The following is a 19,621-nucleotide window of genomic DNA, read 5'->3' on the forward strand; positions in this document are numbered from 1 at the left end:
TAAGTGTTGAGTAAATTCATATTTTGGATTATAAATTTAGAATTATTTTCACGTAACCTCGTTTTTGGAGGAAGAGTAATATCTATATGTATTAAATGAAAAATAGAGAAATAAACCGGTAATTTTGAGATAGTTTCTTAGTTCTTTTGATTTACTCTTTATTTCATTCGAAAGAGCCTTCTGGCGGCAATTACCGCTTATTTTACAATTTGAAAGAAATTCTATTGTATTTATTTGAAGTTACTTTCAATACGTTATTCAAAATTGTAAATTAATTTTAAATTATAACTAAAATTGATTTTTTAACTTTATTTTATCTAAAATATTGTGATTTTGAAAAAATGTTATCTTTATTTGCATTGTTGTTTTGATAATGTAGTAAAAATAAGAAAACGGTTATGAAATTCACAAAAATGCAAGGTTCAGGTAATGATTATATATATGTGGATTGTTCGCGGGAACAGATCAGCCGACCCGAGGAATTTGCCGTTCGCTACAGTGACAGGCATAAAGGAATAGGTTCTGACGGTCTGGTGCTGATTATGCCATCCGAGATTTGTGATTTTCGTATGCGCATGTTTAATTCCGACGGTTCGGAGGCTCAGATGTGCGGTAATGCTTCACGGTGTGTCGGAAAGTATGTTTACGAACATGGTATGACCGGAAAAACACATCTGACACTGGAAACCTTATCAGGGATAAAACAACTCTGGCTTTTTCCTGAAAACGGGGAAATAACAAAGGTTTGCGTAGATATGGGGGAACCTGTCCTGAGATCAACAGGAATACCGGTGGCATTACCGGAAGAACAAATAATCGCGACTCCGGTCTATTTTCCTTCGGGGTCACACCTGATCACTTGTGTTTCTATGGGAAATCCTCATACAGTGATCTTTGAAAACAATATCGATTATTTTCCATTGAGGAGGATAGGTTCTGAAATCGAGTGTTATCCTATTTTCCCTGAACGCACCAATGTCGAATTTGTGAAGTGTATCTCATCTACACACCTGAAAATGCGGGTCTGGGAACGTGGAGCCGGCGAAACCCAGGCATGTGGGACAGGTGCCTGTGCTGCACTTGTTGCCGCAGTACTTAATGGGAAAGCAGAACGAAAAGCGACGATCAGTTTATTAGGTGGAGACCTTGAGATAGAATGGCGTGAAAGCGATAACCATGTATATATGACCGGTGATGCCATTACTGTGTTTCATGGGGAAATAGAATAGTTAGAACGTTGGAAAGTCAAAAAGTTCATAAAGTTAGAAAGTCAGAATGTTGGAAAGTCAAAAAGTTCATAAAGTCAAAAGTTAGCATGGCCTTAATCAACGAAAATTACCTGAAGTTAGCCGGCAATTATCTATTTGCAGAGATTGCCAAAAGAGTGAATGTCTACCAAAAATCACATCCCGAAAACAAGCTGGTTTTTCTTGGTATCGGTGATGTTACGCGACCGCTGGCTCCGGCAGTTATTGAAGCCATGCAGAAAGCAACTCTTGAAATGGCCGATGCTGCAACTATGCATGGGTATGCTCCGTATGAGGGTTATTCATTCCTGATCGATGCCATTATAAAAAACGATTTTGAAGCCCGTGGGGTAAGTATTGATCCGGATGAAATCTTCATTAGTGATGGCGCTAAAAGTGATACGGGAAACATCGGGGATATATTGAGCACCGATAATATGGTGGCTGTGACCGACCCGGTATACCCGGTATATGTAGATACCAATGTGATGGCCGGGAGAGCCGGTGAATGGGAGGATGCTATGTGGAATGGTATTGAATATCTGCCATGTACGGCGGCGAACAAATTTGTCCCTGAATTTCCGCAAAGGCGTGTGGACGTAGTATATCTGTGTTATCCCAATAATCCTACCGGAACCACACTAACCAAAAGTGAACTGAAAAAATGGGTCGATTATGCCGTTCAAAATGATGTGTTGCTACTGTTCGATGCAGCTTATGAAGCGTTCATCACTGAAAAAGATGTTCCACACAGCATCTATGAAATTGAAGGAGCCAAAAAAGTAGCTATAGAATTCCGTAGTTTCTCAAAAACAGCTGGTTTTACCGGACTCCGGTGTGGATACACGGTGGTGCCGAAAGAGTTAAAAGGATATTCCGATACAGGAAAAACTTTTTCTTTGAATGAATTATGGCGCCGTCGCCAATCGACGAAATTCAACGGTACGGCTTATATTGTACAACGTGCGGCAGAAGCGGTTTATTCACCCGAGGGTAAACTACAGGTACGTGAGACCATCGATTACTATATGGAGAATGCAAAAATTATCCGGACAGGATTGGAGCAATGCGGAATGAAAGTATATGGCGGTATAAATGCCCCTTATATCTGGTTGCAGGTACCTGACGGAAAGTCATCGTGGGATTATTTTGATTTTCTGTTGCAAAAGCTGGAAATTGTATGTACTCCGGGTTCAGGTTTCGGGAAAAGCGGGGAAGGCTATGTAAGGCTCACTGCATTTGGAAAGCGGGAAGATACTGTTGAAGCAATAAATAGAATGAAAGGAAAGGTTCATAAAGTTAGAATGTCAGAAAGTTCATAAGGTTAGAAGGTTAAAAAGTTTATAAAGTTTATAAAGTCGGAAAGTTATAAAGTTTAGGAAGTGAAATAGTTCATCGATAAATAAAATGTCATGAAAAAGTTAAAACTGGATTTTCAATTGTATCCGCGGATAAAGAACCCCTACGGGGGATGAACTGATTCCGGGGAATAGCCTGATAGACGATGGATTATATCCCTTGTATTATCCGGACATATAAAAAAGGAATGACTGCCAAGCCCAGCGTAGTATTCGTTCGGAAAAATATACCTATTATTATCAATTTTTTCGGTTTAAGATTCAACTTTAATTTTTAGAAATCATGAACAAATCATGTTCAATATTATTCATAACAACGATGATGTTTGTTGCTCCCTTAACAAGTAAAGCGCAAGTCGATTATTCATTAGGAGCTGATATTGTCAGTTCATATATATGGCGCGGATCCCATTGTGCCGGAACAAGTATTCAACCCAGTATGGGATTATCGGTAGGAGGCTTCTCCATCGGGACATGGGGAAGCGTAGATGTGGGCGGGTTCGGACTCAAGGAAGTGGACCTGACCCTCGGCTATTCTATCGGAGGCTTCAGTATCGGATTATCCGATTATTGGTGGAACGGCGAAGAAGCTTATGATTATTTCCGGTTCAAAAAAGATTCGTCATCCCACATGCTGGAAGTGAACCTGGGATATGAATTCGGATTCGGTCTCAGCTTATCGTGGAATACCATGGTAGCCGGAGCTCAGGACAAATACCCGGACGATGATGGAGATATCCAGAGGGCTTTCTCTACCTATATCGAAGCCGGTTATTCTTTCTCCATCAAAAGTATTGACTTAACGGCGTCACTCGGCTTCAGCCCGTGGAAAAGCGATGTCATGTATACTGCAGGATATGCCCATGCGACAGACGGATTCGCAATCACCAATATTTCACTGCTTGCATCCAAAGAGATCAGTATCACCGAACGCTTTTCGCTGCCTGTCTTTACTCAGTTAACTTTCAATCCTGCAAAGGAAGATGTATTCCTTGTATTCGGATTTAGTTTCTAATATTATAATGAAAAGAAAATGAAAAAGATAGAAGCAATTATACGCAAAAGCCGGTTCGAGGATGTGAAAGAAGCTTTACTGAAAGCAGATATCGAATGGTTCTCTTATTATAGTGTACGTGGTGTAGGTAAGACACATCAGGAAAGGATTTATCGTGGTGTAGTGTACGATACCAGTTATATTGAACGTACCATGCTTGTTATAGTGGTACGTGACATAAATGTGGAAAAAACGGTTTCCGCAATTCTCCAAACGGCTCAGACCGGTGAAATCGGAGATGGAAGGATCTTTATTTCAACCATTGATGATTCCATCCGCATCCGTACCGGTGAACGTGGAGACATTTCACTATATGATGCCAAATAATCACTTTCAAAAACAATAATCATGATACATAGTATTTCAAAATATATCACAATTCTATTCATCGTTTTGTTGGTCATACCGTTTTCGGTATTGGCTCAGGCTCCCGCGACTGTTGACGTTACAGAAGTCGTCCTAATTGAAGATGTTCCGGTGATGGATACAGGCAATACAGCATGGATACTTACCGCCACTATTCTTGTTATGTTGATGACGATACCGGGGCTTGCCTTGTTTTATGGTGGTTTGGTACGTCAGAAGAACGTATTGAGCATCATTATGCAATGTCTGGTTTGTGTAGGGGTAATCAGCATACTTTGGGTTGCTTTCGGGTACAGTTGGGTATTCGGGACCGGCTTTATGGAATCAGGCAGTCCATGGGGATTCATTATTGGAGGGTTCGACAAGGTTTTCCTTAACGGGATAACACTGGATACCTTAACGAGCGGAAACATCCCTGAAATCCTGTTTGCCCTTTTTCAATGTATGTTTGCCGTAATTACGCCCGCATTGATAGTAGGAGCTTTTGCCGAGAGGATCAAGTTCTCAGGATTTCTTCTCTTTACCATTTTCTGGGCTATACTGGTATACAATCCTATGGCGCACTGGGTATGGGGCGGAGGCTGGATCGGAGAAATGGGAGCCATCGACTTTGCCGGAGGCACGGTCGTTCATATCAATGCAGGTATATCGGCACTTGTGATGGCGATTATGCTGGGGAAGCGCGAGGATTATAAACATGGACGCCCTACCACTCCTCACAACATCACTTATGTCTTTTTAGGAGCTACCTTCCTCTGGTTGGGCTGGTTCGGGTTCAATGCAGGTAGTGGGCTGGCTGCCGACGGACTGGCTGCAAATGCTTTTCTGGTAACACACATTGCGACAGCAGTTGCGGCAATCGTATGGATGGTAATAGACTGGATACACCACAAAAAACCAACAACAGTAGGTCTTTGTACAGGAGCCGTAGCGGGATTAGTGGCCATTACTCCTGCCGCAGGAACAGTCGGTGTCCTTGGTGCTTTTGTCATCGGGGCGGTATCATCCATAGTCTGTTTTTTAATGGTAGCTTTTGTCAAATCAAAGTATAAATATGATGATTCTTTAGATGCCTTTGGTGTGCATGGTATGGGGGGGATTGTCGGATCTATACTTACAGGAGTATTTGCTACACAGTTTATTACCGGTCCTGATGGACAGCAGGGCGCATTGTATGGAGACTGGCACCAGCTTTGGGTGCAAACCATTGCTACTGTAGCAGCCATCGCATATAGTGCAGTTTTTACATATATCATTTTCATTATCGTGGATAAAATGGTCGGAATACGGGTCTCTCCACGGGTTGAAGAAGAAGGATTGGATATTTATGAACATGGTGAAACAGCATATAACTGATAAATAATTAAGAATTAAGAATGAAAAGTTGAGTAGTTCTTAATTTTTATCTCTTAATTTTAAAATTTAACAAAATGTTAAGTATCCCTAAAGATTATCATCCGACACTGGATGTACAGCAGACGGAAGAAGCTGTGAAGATGATCAAACTCACATTTCAGGAAGAGTTGGCACAGGCATTATCCCTACGCAGGGTAACAGCCCCGCTTTTTGTCCTATCAGGCACAGGTATCAATGACAATCTGAACGGAATGGAGCGTCCGGTATCGTTTGAAATATCCGCCATCGGGCAACGTGCCGAAATCGTTCATTCACTGGCAAAGTGGAAACGCATGAAACTCGGTGCATACAATATCGAACCCGGGAAAGGACTCTATACCGATATGAATGCTATCCGGGCAGATGAAGAGGTGTTGGATAACCTGCATTCCGTATATGTGGACCAGTGGGACTGGGAGCGTACCATCACCGCTGCAGACCGTAACATCGGCTTCCTGAAAAAAATAGTCCGGAAAATATATCAGGCTATTCGTATTACGGAAAAAAAGGTACATGATACCTATCCAGATATCAGGCAATGGCTTCCGGATGATATCCATTTCATACACAGTGAAGAGTTGTTGGAATTGTATCCCCAGTTGTCTCCGAAAGAACGCGAAAACAAAATCGCAGAAAAGTATGGTGCTGTATTTGTTATCGGTATCGGCGGAGAACTGGCAGACGGAAAGATACATGACGGACGCTCGCCCGATTATGACGACTGGAGTACACCTGGTGAAAATGGTTTCAAGGGTCTCAACGGAGATATTATCCTTTGGAATCCATTGTTAAAAAGCGCTTTCGAAATCTCATCCATGGGCATCCGTGTGGATAAGACCGCTTTGGTGGAACAACTCAGGATCAGGGGATGTGAGGACCGGCTGGGCTTGCTTTTCCACAAGAGCCTGATGGAAGACAGGATACCTCTCTCTATCGGCGGCGGTATCGGACAGTCACGTCTTTGCATGTACCTTTTACACAGCGCCCATATCGGCGAAGTACAATCGAGTATCTGGCCGGAGGAAATGATCAGAAAATGTGCAGACAACCACATTATTTTAAAATAAAATATTTAAACAACATGATATATGCGGGAAACAGGGATGTTTATAAGTTCAGTGTGAAAAAGTTGTCTACTAATTTGCACTCATGGCTGTTGGTTTTGTATTTTTGCAGAATAACAGCGCATCCGGTTTTCGATATTTGCGAACATCCATGTAATCTGTGTTATTCGTGTCTTCATTAACCATTGAAATCAAATTTTAAACCATGTCTAATCTAAGATTCAAAGCAGTAGAAACAGCTTTCAGCAGGAAAGCCGTTCAGGTTCCTATTCCTGACAAAAAAACATCCGATTATTATGGAACGCTTGTTTTTGATCGCAACCAGATGCGCAAATATCTTTCGAAGGAGACGCTTAAAGTGGTGTTGGATGCCATCGATAAAGGGGTTCCCTTGGAACGTAGCATTGCCAACCACGTAGCAGCAGGTATGCGCATGTGGGCCATGGAACTGGGGGCTACCCACTATACGCACTGGTTTCATCCCCTGACCGATGGTACGGCTGAAAAACACGATGCATTCGTGGAACCTGATGGAAATGGTGGAGTAATTGAGGAATTTACCGGAAAACTCCTGGCACAGCAGGAACCCGATGCATCCAGTTTCCCCAGCGGCGGTATCCGTAATACTTTTGAAGCCCGCGGATATACGGCATGGGATCCTTCTTCTCCCGCATTTATTATAGACGATACACTCTGTATCCCGACCATTTTCATATCATATACCGGTGAATCGCTCGATTATAAACTGCCCTTGCTGAAAGCTATTCAGGCAGTAGACAGAGCAGCAACAGGTGTATGTAAATACTTCGACCGCAGTGTCAGAAAAGTAACTTCTTTTCTGGGCTGGGAACAGGAGTATTTCCTGGTGGATGAAGCCTTATATTCAGCTCGTCCCGATTTGCTTCTGACCGAACGTACCCTGATGGGGCATGAAAGCGCCAAAAACCAGCAGCTGGAAGACCATTATTTCGGTGCTATTCCTACTCGGGTTTCCGCATTCATGCGTGAACTGGAATACGAATGCTATAAGCTCGGCATTCCTGTAAAAACACGTCACAACGAGGTAGCTCCCAATCAGTTTGAACTTGCTCCGATTTATGAAGAAGCTAATTTAGCTGTAGACCACAACTTATTATTGATGTCTACCATGAAAAGAGTTGCAGAACACCATAATTTCAAGGTGTTGCTGCATGAAAAACCTTTTAAGGGCATCAATGGGTCAGGGAAACACAATAACTGGTCGTTGGGTACTGATACCGGAGTGAACTTACTTGGCCCCGGCAAAAATGCTTCCGAAAACCTCCAGTTCATCACTTTCCTTGCAAATGTGTTAATGGCGGTATACAAAAACAATGCATTGCTGAAAGCCAGCATATCGTCGGCTACCAATGCACACCGTCTGGGCGCTAACGAAGCCCCGCCGGCTATTATTTCCGTATTCCTCGGTTCGCAAATATCCAAAGTACTGGATAAACTGGAATCTAGTGAAGGGATCTCTACCATCAAGGTAACCGAAAAAACCGGAACCCGTCTTTCTTTAACACATATTCCCGAGATTTTGGTAGACAATACCGATCGTAACCGTACGTCACCTTTTGCTTTTACAGGGAACCGTTTCGAATTCCGTGCGGTAGGCTCGTCCGCCAACTGTGCTTCCGCTATGATCGCACTTAACACAGCTGTGGCATACCAGCTCAACCAGTTCAAAAAATCGGTGGATGAGCTGATTGCCAAAGGAACTAAGAAAGACGAAGCCATCTTTAAAATGATCCGTGAGTACATCATCGAATCGAAGCCCATTCGTTTTGACGGTAACGGTTACAGCGACGAATGGAAAGAAGAAGCTAAGAAACGCGGCCTCGATTGTGAAACCTGTGTGCCTGTAATTTATGATGCCTACCTTACTCCCCGTTCCGTGGATATGTTCACTTCCGCAGATGTGTTGAGTGAAAAGGAATTACATGCACGTAATGAGGTGAAATGGGAAGTATATACCAAGAAAATACAGATAGAGGCACGTGTGCTCGGTGATCTGGCGATGAATCATATCATTCCGGTGGCTACCCGTTATCAGGGAATGCTGCTCGATAATGTATACAAGATTCAATCAGTATATGACAATATTGAAAAAGCCAAGGCGGTATCTGCACAGGATTTTGAACTGATAGAGGATATATCGCATCATATCAATACTATTAAGACAAAGACCGATCAGATGATCGAAGCCCGTAAAGTGGCCAACAGGATCGAAAACGAGCGTGAAAAAGCCGTCACTTACTGCCGGGAAGTAGAACCGTTCTTTGACGAGATCCGCTACCATATCGATAAACTCGAGCTGATTGTCGATAATGAAATGTGGACACTGCCGAAATACAGGGAACTGTTATTTATCCGATAGAGTTAGTTTACCAATTTTTTCGTCCCGGCAGGAATTAGTCTGCCGGGATTTTTAATTGAAAAGTTGATACATTTCGTTCAGTATTGTGTTAAAAAGTAGATGTTTTAAGTATGCTATTTCAATTTTCTGATGGAAAATTTCTCTTAATTCCTATTCTGTTCTTTTTGATTTCCCTGCAAGGCTGTAAAATGAAAAGAACTGTTGTTTCCGATCATTCTTCCCATGTTATGGAAGAGGTGATCGGGGATATTACTTTCGAAAAAGGTTTTTCCCTTTCGCCGCTCGATCCACAAATTACCCAGCGAAAAGGTGCAGATAAGGCAAATACTGATACCCTTTATTTTTATCAGCCGGATACCCGACCGGTTTGGCAAATGTCGCAATGGTATAGTAAATATGACCTGGCAGGTACCATAACTCAAAAAAACAGGGACAGCATATCATACAGTAATCAGGGCAAGAAAATTACAAGGCATCATGACGGATCCCTGTTACTGGAGATCACAACAAGTACTGAATATGACCATCCCCGCCGGGATGGAGAACCATGGCCGCATTTACTGATCGAACAAAAGTTGAATAAAAGGGTAAACATCGGGGAAGTCCGGAAAATACTTTTTTCAATGGAAATGAAGTTGGTGAAGTGTACTAATATGATGCGTGAAGAAGATTTTAACGAGGCCTTACACACCGCCCAGACGCCTCTTTATTTTATTTTAAAAAATACCAATAAAAACTCTGAAGACTATAATTCCGCTATCTGGTTCGGTATTCCCTCTTTTGATTACCGATATACTAAGATGAGTGAAAAGGAATTAATATCCTGGGATATAGGAACACAGATGTTTATTTATAATGTTCCCCAAATACTTGTCTGGGGCGATATCTCTTTTCAGGATATGAGGTGGCATAAGGCTGAAACGGATCTATTGCCATTGATGATGCGGGCGGTTGAATCGATGCAGGAAAAAGGGGTTTTTACGGCGACATCACTTTCGGATTTGGTACTTACAGAAATGAACTTCGGATGGGAAGTTCCGGGGATTTTTGATGCGGCTGTCATGGTAAGAGGGATCAGTCTTAAAGTGGAAAGAGATACTCCTGATACCATGATGACAGCAAGCAGGTCAGGATTCCGGTAATCATCTGACAGGTATTGCCTGCCTTCCCGATATAATATGGTTTTATTTTCTACTCTTGGTATAAACCCATTCTAAGAAGCCGGGGTCTTCAAAGGCGACTTCCCAACTGTGATGCTTGATCCCTTCATATTCACTATAACGAAAGTTTGTGATGCCTAATTTTTCCAGTTCTTTTACGATCAATCTTGAATTTTCTACAGGGACCATCGGGTCTTTTTCTCCATGTATGATCCATATAGGCACTTTACCTGCCCATTTTTCAACGTTGGAAAGAGATGCTCCTGCCGACATGGCTACAGCGGCGGCAAACAGGTCAGGGTATTCGGCAATCATTTGATAGGTAGTATATCCACCCATGGAAACCCCACCTATATATATCCTGGTGGTATCTATAATATTACCGACTATGAGTTGATTTATAATATCATACACCATCTCTCCGTATGGGGAAAGGGATATTTCCATCTCATTACGGTTAGATTCTTCTCTCATCAGTTTTCTTGTTCCTACAAAAAAAGCAGATTTTCCATTTCTCATGATGTTTACAAAGGCGCTTCTCTTTGGGGCCTGTGGATATATCACTATAGACGGGTATTTTTTACGATTTTCCGGTTCAAGAAAAAGTTCTGCACCACGTTTTAATTGTCTTTCGTTGTCATTACCGGAAAGGCCTTTTCCATGTAGAAAAATAAACAACGGATATGATTTGCCTTCTTCCATATCTTCCGGCCATAGTATACGATAGGGTAAGGTATATTCTCCTTTCACATATTCTTTTTTTTCGAATAGGCTATAATCCGGTTTCCATGATTTTACCGACAGTATTAATGGTAAGACCGATATACAGGCAATAATAATGGCTGCCCTTTTTATGGATACGTTCATTTTACATAATTATATGCTTTTTTCAGATTACAGAATGGTACTTTGATCAAAATAATCCTGATCATCCGCATAGATGAAGATCAAAGTCCCTTCTTTTATGGTATCGATAATGGTCTTGCTGATTGATTTGGGAAGTGCCGGACAACCGAAACTTCGTCCCAAACGTCCTGCTGAAGCAATGACGGAAGGGTCGGCATAAGTAGCGCTATGGATCACGATAGCACGTTCTTTTGCACGGTCGTTGATTCCTTTTTCAAGGCCGTCAATAATCAGGGAGTAGCCATGTTTTCCCTGATAAGTATTTTCAGTGATAAAAAAACCTAATGAACTTTTATTCGATCCCCTTTCATTGGAAAAAGAGGTGGCATAATTTCCGCCGCTATTCTTACCGTGCGATACATGCGTCGAATACAGGATTTTTTTCTGTTTCATGTCCAACACATAAAGACGTTCCTCTGTCGATGGTTTTGAAAAGTCAATCAACGTGACCACATCTTTGTTTTTGGCATTTAATTTCTGATACCCGGTAACAGCGTATTCAAATGCCGTATAATTGACTACATGCTCCAACTCCATTTCTGTATAAAGTTGCTGACTCTCTGATAAAACCAATTCTTCTGAATCCCGTTCTTTACTCAACAGAAAATTGATCGGCAAGCAAAGAAACCATACACTAAAAAAGATAAAATATTTCTGCATGCCACAATTAAAACAACTTTTGTGCCAAATACCTATAATTGATTTCAGTCAAAAACAAAAACAAGTGTCTCTTCAACAGGAGCCCAGTCAAAAATGAACCTGGCATGCGAGGTGGCATTCCGTACACACATATGTGAACGGGGAGTTGTTCCGAGTGTCGGGATATATTCAATGATCTCTGTGTGTGGAAGATTTACCGGAACCCCATGTATGTATCCTCCATTGGAAAAACGACTGGCATAAGGTGCGAATCCGCCTATTTCCGTAGTCCCGTCTTTATAAAAAAACATCTGGCCTTTTTTCCCCTGGATTACAAAAATTCCGGTAGGGGTTGCGCGTTCAAAAGGCGGTTTACGGCGACCCGTAGTTGCCGGATTCATACTTCTTATCAACCATATTGCACCCACTTTTTCAAGCACTGTGATATTTTGATTGGTACGGTCAACGAAAATGGCTTTTTTGAAGATGACCGTATCATTGATCGGCCTGATATATTTTTTGGGAACCAGCCACTCTCCTTCAATACTGATTACATCTATTTTTGTAAATCCGGCAGTATCCGCAATATATTTAACAAGCGAACCGTCTTTTCCATATCGTTCCGCAACCGTCCGGTTATCCGGAAAAAATAAAGGGACCGATTGATTCTGGTCGACTCCGAAAGCATCGGATATGCTGTTATACTCATTTTTATGATTTACTTTAACTACCGGCGCTTTCCCGTTCATATTCCTGTAATTTTGTAAAATGCCCCAACGTACGTTTCCTTGTTGGATTGAATCAAGGAATACCAGATGCCTGCGTATTTTATCCCATTGAAATTTGCGAACGGTACTTTCATATGGAAAACTGTCCGGTAGCGTATATTGGTCATAAAGGAAATCCTTTTCCATCTCTACAGTCATGGGAGCTATTTTTCTGGAAATTATCCCTGTATGAGAATCTGTTTGATCAGGTAAAGATATAACATTCGTTTCCCGGGATAGTCTTTTTATTGTTTTCACAGAACAGGATTCTGATAATAAGACTATTGTCAGTAATGGTGCAATTATCTTTTGAATAGGTTTTATCCGGTGTAGCATTTTTCTGGTATGTGATGATTACCAGGGCAAAGGTATTGAATCTTTAAAGAAAATACCCGTTTTCAATAAAATGAATCCTATAAATAGGTTTAATCCGTAATTTTGCGTATGAATATAAAAGTGACCGTTCCGCTTTCAAGACGCTGAATTACAGCTTGATCAATTTTTCCAATTTTCCATCATGACCAGATCGGATAGTGGTTTGCGGAGAACAGAATGACGGTTCGGATCTGAAAAATCATTTTTTGGATAACCGAGGATGAGTAATGCTGTTGCTTCCATATAATCGGGGATGTCAAACTCCTTCCTAATGATATGCGGATCAAACAGGCCGACCATGACACTTCCTATGCCTACTTCCCGTGCTGCTAACATCATATGGTCTGTGATGATTCCTATATCCAGGTCCCCGGAACATTTGTTGTCATAGGGCCGTATCAGGGACTCCCTCGTATCCCTGCATATGATCATGACGCATGGCGCGCCGAATGTTTTGTATGCTTTCTGGACTTTTGTGATGTTTTCCGGCTCCTGGATAACAAGTATTCTTTGTGGTTGTTTGTTACAGGCTGTCGGTGCGACCCGGGCAGCCTGCAGTATATAGTCCAGTTTTTCTTTTTCTATTGCCTGTGCTATAAATGCCCTGACAGTACAACGCTGTTTCGCTAAATCTAAAAAATTCATGTGAGGTGTTTTTGATTGATTCCAAAACGATGGGGACATATTCTCCTGCATTCAAAGCATTTTAGTTCCAACTTGCCTTTTATTGTTTTGTAACATACTTTATAGCAATTTTTCTGACCAAATAATGCCGGATCATTTAATGCCCCTGAAGGGCAAACATCGACGCACAGATTACATCCTTTACAGATATCATATTCCAGTATCTGATCTGCTTCGATCCGAGCATTGGTTAAAATAGCGCTGAACCATAGGAGATTTCCATAATCTGGATTGGTTAAAAGGTAATTGCGTGTAATACATCCGAGTCCGGCAAGTTCTGCAGCATGTTTTAATGAGATATGTCCCCTGAAACGGCCATTATCCCATTTCCCACCCAATCCGCCTATTATTTTGGTTTTGTATCCCATTTCTTTGACTTGTTTTGCCGCTTCTTTTGCGGTATGGTTCATTTTTTCTACCATTTCGTTGCGGATGGAAGTATATTCAATTGTGGTTTTTGATAATGCTTCCCGTGGAAACGGTGATCCGAATACGATCACCGTTTTGCATCCCGGTAATTTATCTTCCGGAGAAAAACCAACTGTTGCATTGGTAAAACGATCTGAGGGAGTAATTCCCACTACGGACGCCCCCGATGCAATTCCTATTTCCCTGATTATGTTTTTGTCAAGCTGCCCCATAATTGAAAGCTAAATTAGAAAATTATCATTCAATCGTAAAGAATGTTGAAAAATAATTTGTGTTAATTCTGTTGACATAGGTTTACGGCCGGATGACGATAAATTGATTGATGAATAAAGAAATTGAAATACAGCAGCACAACTAAAACATTACTGAAACAGCTATTTGGCGATGATGCCGATAAAAAATCTTGATATTTAAGAAGAAAAGAAATTTAATAACTGTAGTTAAAATTAGCATTGAAAAATTATTAAATGCTTGTTAGCAATGTCTTAGTCAAGTCACAACGATCGGTCAGTTCATTTTATTCATGCGAAGCATACCATATTGACGATTTTCCGTTCAAGCGAAGCCGGAGGCGGAGCGCGTTAAAATCGTTAAGCCGTTTTTGATTACTTTTTGCGGCGTCAAAAAGTAATGAAGATAAATTAAAGTGATTTAACAACGTTATTATAAACTTGGCCAATTTGATATGTAATTATTTGATTTTTAGGCAAAATATTTTTTTCTGTAAATAAAATTAATTTTATTAAAAAATAAACCTTTACTTTGCATTTAAAAGTACTTTTAATTACAATAATTTATTAATGTGAATACACATGAAAGAAATAATTAATGACAAGCCTTATCTGGTTGGACTGGGCTTTATTTTTGTTAGTTTTCTTGTTTATTTAGCCGGAATGAATGTAGAGGGGGATGCTACGCTGGGGCTTTTTTTTGTGAATTATATTTTTACAGCCATTGCATGGGTGTATTTGGCCATTTCAGTTATATTTTTCCGCAAGACATTCCGTTTCTTCCGCATCTTTCCTGTTCTGGTGTTATCGCTGATCAGTGCTTATTCTTTGAACAGGTTTATGAATCTGTTCGATACCTCTCCGCTATGGTTTTTCCTTGTGCTTGTGTTGGTCTCGTTGGCCTGTTTATCATTGGCGGGATTCAGGGGGATGAACCGTTATTTTCAATGGCTGGTATTGACATTGGTCGGGGTGGGAATAGTTGTGTTTTTCTATCTGGGTATTTACCTGATTCCCGCATATCCGGTCAGTGCGTTTCTTTTCTGGGTGTTGGGAATTTCTTTGCATAGTTTTGTTCCATTACTTTTTTTGATATTTATTTTTATATGGATATTCCGTTATACCCGGAAAGGCGAAATGGCAGTAAAGGGTTTGTATGCCGGGAGCGGATTGGTACTTATCCTGGCAATCATATTTACCTTCCGGTGGGCTTCGGTGGTCAATGGCATTAATGATACTTATCAGGAGTCATTTGCTGAAGATGATGTAACATTGCCGGCCTGGGTCAGGGTATCCCAGCGTATCCCCAGGAATAACATTACCAATAAAGCATTGAAGGTAGGACTTACTTACGTTTTACCCGATTTTAACACACTAAACCTTTCCAACTTCCGTTTTTCTACGGGATTTACAGAGCAGCAGCTGCATGATCCGTTCATTGTTGTGGCGGCACTCGTCGCCGGACAACCCCGTCTTAATGACGAAGAAAAAATAAAAATACTGGAAAGTATCTACGATTCGCGTCATCAGGCAACCGAACGATTATGGAGCGATGAGGGGATCAAAACCACTTATGTGAACTCTTCCATACAGATATGGCCTCAATTTCGTATGGCGTATACAGAGCAAATCATCATGCTCAGGAATACCCGGATCGGATGGCGGGATACCGGTGAAGCCGTATATACTTTTCATTTGCCCGAAGGTTCGGTAGTGACTTCACTTTCTTTATGGATCAACGGTGAAGAGGAAAAAGGGATACTGACCACTAAGGGTAAAGCCGATTCGGCATACCGGACAATCGTAGGTGTGGAGGCCCGGGACCCGTCATTGGTGCATTGGCAGGAGGGGTCAACTGTAAGCGTGCGTGTTTTTCCGGTCACATCAAAAGAAGAACGGGTATTTAAAATAGGTATTACGTCCCCTTTAAGGAAAAAAGAAACAAAGCTCGTGTATGAACCCGTTTATTTTGAAGGTACCGACTGCAGTAAAGCAAGAGAAACCATCCATGTCCGATTTATGGATGAACCTCTACAGTTGAAATATCCGCCGTTTATGGGAAAAAACCACACAGGTCTGGAAAGTAAACGGAAAAGCAGGTACAAGAGCAACTGGACAATTTCTATGGATGATCCTGGTTTATCCGTCGAGCCCTTCTGTTTTGATGCACATTGCTATCATATACAGGAACTTCAGTCAAAGGAAGTGCAGGTTGATATAAAAGAAGTGTATCTGGATGTAAACCGCTCATGGAGCAAAAAAGAATTCGATGCTGTGTGGAATGCTTCGGATGGCAGAAAAGTAAAGGTATTCAACGGTCAGGAAATGGTTACGGTAAATTCAGGAAATAAAGACGAGGTATATCGTGATTTGAGTAAGCTTCAGTTTTCTCTTTTCCCGGTTCACCTGATTAATAAAACGGACCAAAGCCTGCTGATAAGCAAGAGTACTTCCGCTTCTCCCAATTTATCCGATTTAAAGGATAGTCGCTTTTTCAGAAAAATGAAATCTGCATTACATCCGGAACAATCTGTATATTTTCTGGACATAGGAGAAACATTGTCTCCATACCTGAAAACTCTCCGGGAATACCGGTTATTGAATTATCGGAAAGGAAATATTGAGGATGTATATAAAACAATGAAACAATCTGTTTTTTTGCAGGCTTCGCTTGAAAATGATCATCAGGTGGCGGTACACGATGCGGGAATTAATATCATCAAACAATCCGGGTCTTTAACAGGAAATGCTCCCGACCACCTGATGCGTTTGTTTGCTTACAACCATATCATGTTCCGTTATGCCGGCAGTTGGAACTCGGTTTCAACACTTACCGAAGAAATGGTGGAAGAAGCCCGGCAAGCCTATGTCGTTTCGCCGGTCTCGAGTCTTGTTGTGCTGGAATCCCAGAAGGATTACGAACGTTTTGGCATTACAGATGCAGACAATAGCCTGAAGAACGCATCGAAAAAATCGAAGGGTGCCATACCTGAGCCTCACGAATGGGCATTATTACTCATTGTAATAGCCGTGACGTGTTATCTGTATATCCGTAAAAAGAATCCTGACTTTTTGATCAGAAAAATATAATTGCGGTATTGATGGTCGCATTGTTGAAACAATTTAATCTATGGAGCGCTGGTAAGATCATCTTTGTCTTATCTGTTTTTTCCTGTATATTGCTTGTCATCTTGTTCTTTCGTGAATATCTGTCTGCCCAGTTATTCAATCTGGCTTTGGGTGTAATCGTGATCCCTTTTGCCATAAAGATAAATTCCCGGAAAAAAGGATCTTTCCGTTTTGCGATAGTGGCCGTATCGTTTATGCTTCTCTCATTTTATGTTCCGGTGCATACATTTATTTACTTCGCCCTGATCTCTGTTTTGCTTTTTCTGGTAGAATCACGTTTTGGGCGGATCAATTTTCTGACTGTTGTCGTAGCGGTTTTGGTCATGCCTATTACCAGCTATTTATTGAATACTTTTAGTTTTCCTGTTCGGATATGGCTGACTTCTGTTTGTGGATATTTATTCGGCCTGGCAGGGGTTCCGGTCGTAATAGCCGGCAATACGATTGTTTTTGATGGAGTCGATTTTACAGTAGATCCGGCTTGTATGGGGCTCAGTATGTTGACCACTTCTTTTCTTGTCGGGGTACTCCTGCTTGGTTTTTATCAGAAACAGTGCAAAAAAGAACTTCCGGTATGGGGTGTCTGCTTGTATTTATTGATCATTCTCCTCTTGAATGTATTTTCTAATCTTATCAGAATGATGGTATTGGTGTTGTTTCAGGTGATGCCTGAAACAATCATGCACGATATCGTCGGGATCATTTGTTTTTCGGTACAGGTGATCTTGCCTGCTTGGATCATCAGCCGGTTAATGATGATGAAACTCGGAAAGCAAAGTAAAGAGGACAATCGTATTTTCCGGAAAAATACCGGAAAACTTTTCTACATACCTGTTCAGATTGCTTGTTGCCTGTTGTTATGGATGGCAACATTACATGTTTCGGACAAAAAAATATCTGGTGAACTGCAAACAATGCATGTACCCGGTTATGAAACTACCCGGCACTCACAGGGTATTTTTAAACTGGAGAACAATAATTCACTGGTATATGTGAAACGTATCCGGTGGTTTTGCGATACCGAACATAATCCGATGATATGCTGGAAAGGTAGCGGCTATACTATCACCCAGGTTCAGGAAACTGTTCGGGGTGACTTTTCCATATATACAGGAATACTTTATAACGGGCAGGATGTCCTGTATACGGCATGGTGGTATACGAACGGGTATTCGATGACCAACAGCCAGCTGCATTGGCGCTGGGATATGCTCAAAGGCGCTCATCCTTACTCTTTGGTAAACGTAACAGTAGCCAGCAAAGAAGAACTGGAGTCCGGAATATCAGAAATGATCGGCCTTGCCCATGAAGTTGTAGCATTTCGTTTTTAGCTGTTTGTTCTTTAAAAAATAGGTCTTGGATTTTTCCTCTAAAATCATTATATTTGTTTAATGGACTACGGTAGTTTTCCATAACAGATATTTAAGAAGGATAAAAGAATAATGCTATGGAGTTTTTCCTGTTTTTTGCTACAGCAGCAATAGCACAGGAATTTACCGTGAACGGAATTAAGTATGAAACAACCGGAATCAATCAGGTGAAAGTCATCACAAATAATTATACCAGAAAGATCATTATTCCAAAATCAGTAGTCCGTTCAGGAAAAACATATTCCGTAACAGCTATCGGGAACGAGTTGCAGGCTTTAAAGAATAATGCATGGAAATATTTTTGTTGGTGAAAGGAAACAATCAATGATGAATGAAATAATCAACCGTTTATCGGCAGATCAACTGGCTGCTATGATCGATCATACTTTTTTGAAAGCTTACGGGACAGCCGGGGATATTGAACAGTTGTGTTCAGAGGCGATTGAATATCAATTTTCTACAGTGATGGTACACCCGTCTGAAATCGATACCTGTAAGCAGCTATTGTCCGGATCAAGTATACGCATCGGTACTGTGATCGGTTTTCCATTAGGACAAAACAGTACGGAAAGTAAAGTGTTTGAGACCAGGGATGCCGTTGACAGGGGAGCCGTTGACATAGATATGGTGATCAATAACCGGGCATTACAAAAAGGACAATTCAATACCGTTATACAGGAAATCGAAAGTGTCGTATTAGTCTGTAAGGAACATCAAGCCATTTGTAAGGTAATATTGGAAACCTGTTATCTGACGGATGAAGAAAAAGAAAAGGTTTGCCGGATAGCGGTCGATGCAGGCGCAGATTATGTGAAAACATCCACCGGGTTCGGAACGGGCGGAGCTACGATTGAAGATATCAAACTGATGCGCCGTGTGGTAGGGGAGCAGGTTGGTATAAAAGCTTCCGGCGGGATCCGGGATCTTACAACTGCGCTGGCCATGATCAAAGCAGGAGCCAGTCGCCTCGGAACTTCAGGAAGTGTATCTATTGTAGAAGCCTACCGGAAGTTAAAGACAGAAATATCTTAAAAAATAACCCAACAATAA

17 protein-coding genes are annotated in these 19,621 nt (G+C 41.4%); 12 read left to right on the plus strand and 5 right to left on the minus strand.

The features are described from left to right. Window positions 1-398 precede the first annotated feature (398 nt). The 8 genes from dapF (at window position 399) to LBQ60_20930 (ending at window position 10,024) form a co-directional block, all read left to right on the plus strand. Window positions 399-1,229 (plus strand): diaminopimelate epimerase, encoded by an 831-nt coding sequence (gene dapF / locus LBQ60_20895; protein MDR2040381.1) that lies wholly within the window; start codon window positions 399-401, stop codon window positions 1,227-1,229. Between the two features lie 86 nt (window positions 1,230-1,315). After that, entirely contained in the window at window positions 1,316-2,569 is a 1,254-nt protein-coding gene (locus LBQ60_20900) for an LL-diaminopimelate aminotransferase (protein ID MDR2040382.1), read from the plus strand. 355 nt (window positions 2,570-2,924) lie between these two features. Further along, entirely contained in the window at window positions 2,925-3,620 is a 696-nt protein-coding gene (locus LBQ60_20905; GenBank protein MDR2040383.1) for a hypothetical protein, read from the plus strand. Window positions 3,621-3,638: 18 nt separating this feature from the next. Further along, on the plus strand, window positions 3,639-3,986 hold the full coding sequence (locus tag LBQ60_20910; protein ID MDR2040384.1) for a P-II family nitrogen regulator: 348 nt from the start codon (window positions 3,639-3,641) through the stop codon (window positions 3,984-3,986). Window positions 3,987-4,007: 21 nt separating this feature from the next. Continuing rightward, entirely contained in the window at window positions 4,008-5,381 is a 1,374-nt protein-coding gene (locus LBQ60_20915; protein MDR2040385.1) for an ammonium transporter, read from the plus strand. Between the two features lie 74 nt (window positions 5,382-5,455). Then, complete coding sequence (gene asnA, locus LBQ60_20920; GenBank protein MDR2040386.1) at window positions 5,456-6,487, plus strand: aspartate--ammonia ligase; 1,032 nt, start codon at window positions 5,456-5,458, stop codon at window positions 6,485-6,487. 202 nt (window positions 6,488-6,689) lie between these two features. Next, complete coding sequence (locus tag LBQ60_20925; protein ID MDR2040387.1) at window positions 6,690-8,882, plus strand: glutamine synthetase III; 2,193 nt, start codon at window positions 6,690-6,692, stop codon at window positions 8,880-8,882. Between the two features lie 188 nt (window positions 8,883-9,070). Beyond that, window positions 9,071-10,024, plus strand: coding sequence for a hypothetical protein (locus tag LBQ60_20930; GenBank protein ID MDR2040388.1), 954 nt, complete (start codon window positions 9,071-9,073; stop codon window positions 10,022-10,024). 42 nt (window positions 10,025-10,066) lie between these two features. On the opposite strand, the gene LBQ60_20935 is transcribed toward LBQ60_20930, so the two are convergent. The 5 genes from LBQ60_20935 to LBQ60_20955 form a co-directional block, all read right to left on the minus strand. Beyond that, window positions 10,067-10,909 (minus strand): prolyl oligopeptidase family serine peptidase, encoded by an 843-nt coding sequence (locus LBQ60_20935; protein MDR2040389.1) that lies wholly within the window; start codon window positions 10,907-10,909, stop codon window positions 10,067-10,069. Between the two features lie 27 nt (window positions 10,910-10,936). After that, a complete protein-coding gene (locus LBQ60_20940) occupies window positions 10,937-11,608 on the minus strand; it encodes a murein L,D-transpeptidase catalytic domain family protein (GenBank protein ID MDR2040390.1) in 672 nt (223 codons plus the stop codon). A 44-nt stretch (window positions 11,609-11,652) separates the two neighbouring features. Further along, complete coding sequence (locus LBQ60_20945) at window positions 11,653-12,612, minus strand: L,D-transpeptidase (protein ID MDR2040391.1); 960 nt, start codon at window positions 12,610-12,612, stop codon at window positions 11,653-11,655. 237 nt (window positions 12,613-12,849) lie between these two features. Further along, on the minus strand, window positions 12,850-13,374 hold the full coding sequence (locus tag LBQ60_20950; protein ID MDR2040392.1) for a nitroreductase family protein: 525 nt from the start codon (window positions 13,372-13,374) through the stop codon (window positions 12,850-12,852). After that, entirely contained in the window at window positions 13,371-14,054 is a 684-nt protein-coding gene (locus tag LBQ60_20955; protein ID MDR2040393.1) for a 4Fe-4S binding protein, read from the minus strand. The genes LBQ60_20950 and LBQ60_20955 overlap by 4 nt, the downstream gene beginning before the upstream one ends. A 600-nt stretch (window positions 14,055-14,654) precedes the next feature. Here LBQ60_20955 and LBQ60_20960 point away from each other — a divergent pair. The 4 genes from LBQ60_20960 (at window position 14,655) to deoC (ending at window position 19,603) form a co-directional block, all read left to right on the plus strand. Continuing rightward, window positions 14,655-17,162, plus strand: a complete 2,508-nt coding sequence (locus tag LBQ60_20960; protein MDR2040394.1) for an XrtN system VIT domain-containing protein — start codon at window positions 14,655-14,657, stop codon at window positions 17,160-17,162. An 11-nt stretch (window positions 17,163-17,173) separates the two neighbouring features. Further along, a complete protein-coding gene (gene xrtN, locus LBQ60_20965) occupies window positions 17,174-18,532 on the plus strand; it encodes an exosortase N (GenBank protein MDR2040395.1) in 1,359 nt (452 codons plus the stop codon). A gap of 116 nt (window positions 18,533-18,648) precedes the next feature. Beyond that, entirely contained in the window at window positions 18,649-18,882 is a 234-nt protein-coding gene (locus LBQ60_20970; protein ID MDR2040396.1) for a hypothetical protein, read from the plus strand. Window positions 18,883-18,895: 13 nt separating this feature from the next. After that, window positions 18,896-19,603 (plus strand): deoxyribose-phosphate aldolase, encoded by a 708-nt coding sequence (gene deoC, locus LBQ60_20975; protein ID MDR2040397.1) that lies wholly within the window; start codon window positions 18,896-18,898, stop codon window positions 19,601-19,603. Window positions 19,604-19,621: the final 18 nt, after the last annotated feature.

It is taken from the genome of Bacteroidales bacterium (assembly GCA_031275285.1).
Classification (GTDB): Bacteria; Bacteroidota; Bacteroidia; order Bacteroidales; family UBA4181; genus JAIRLS01.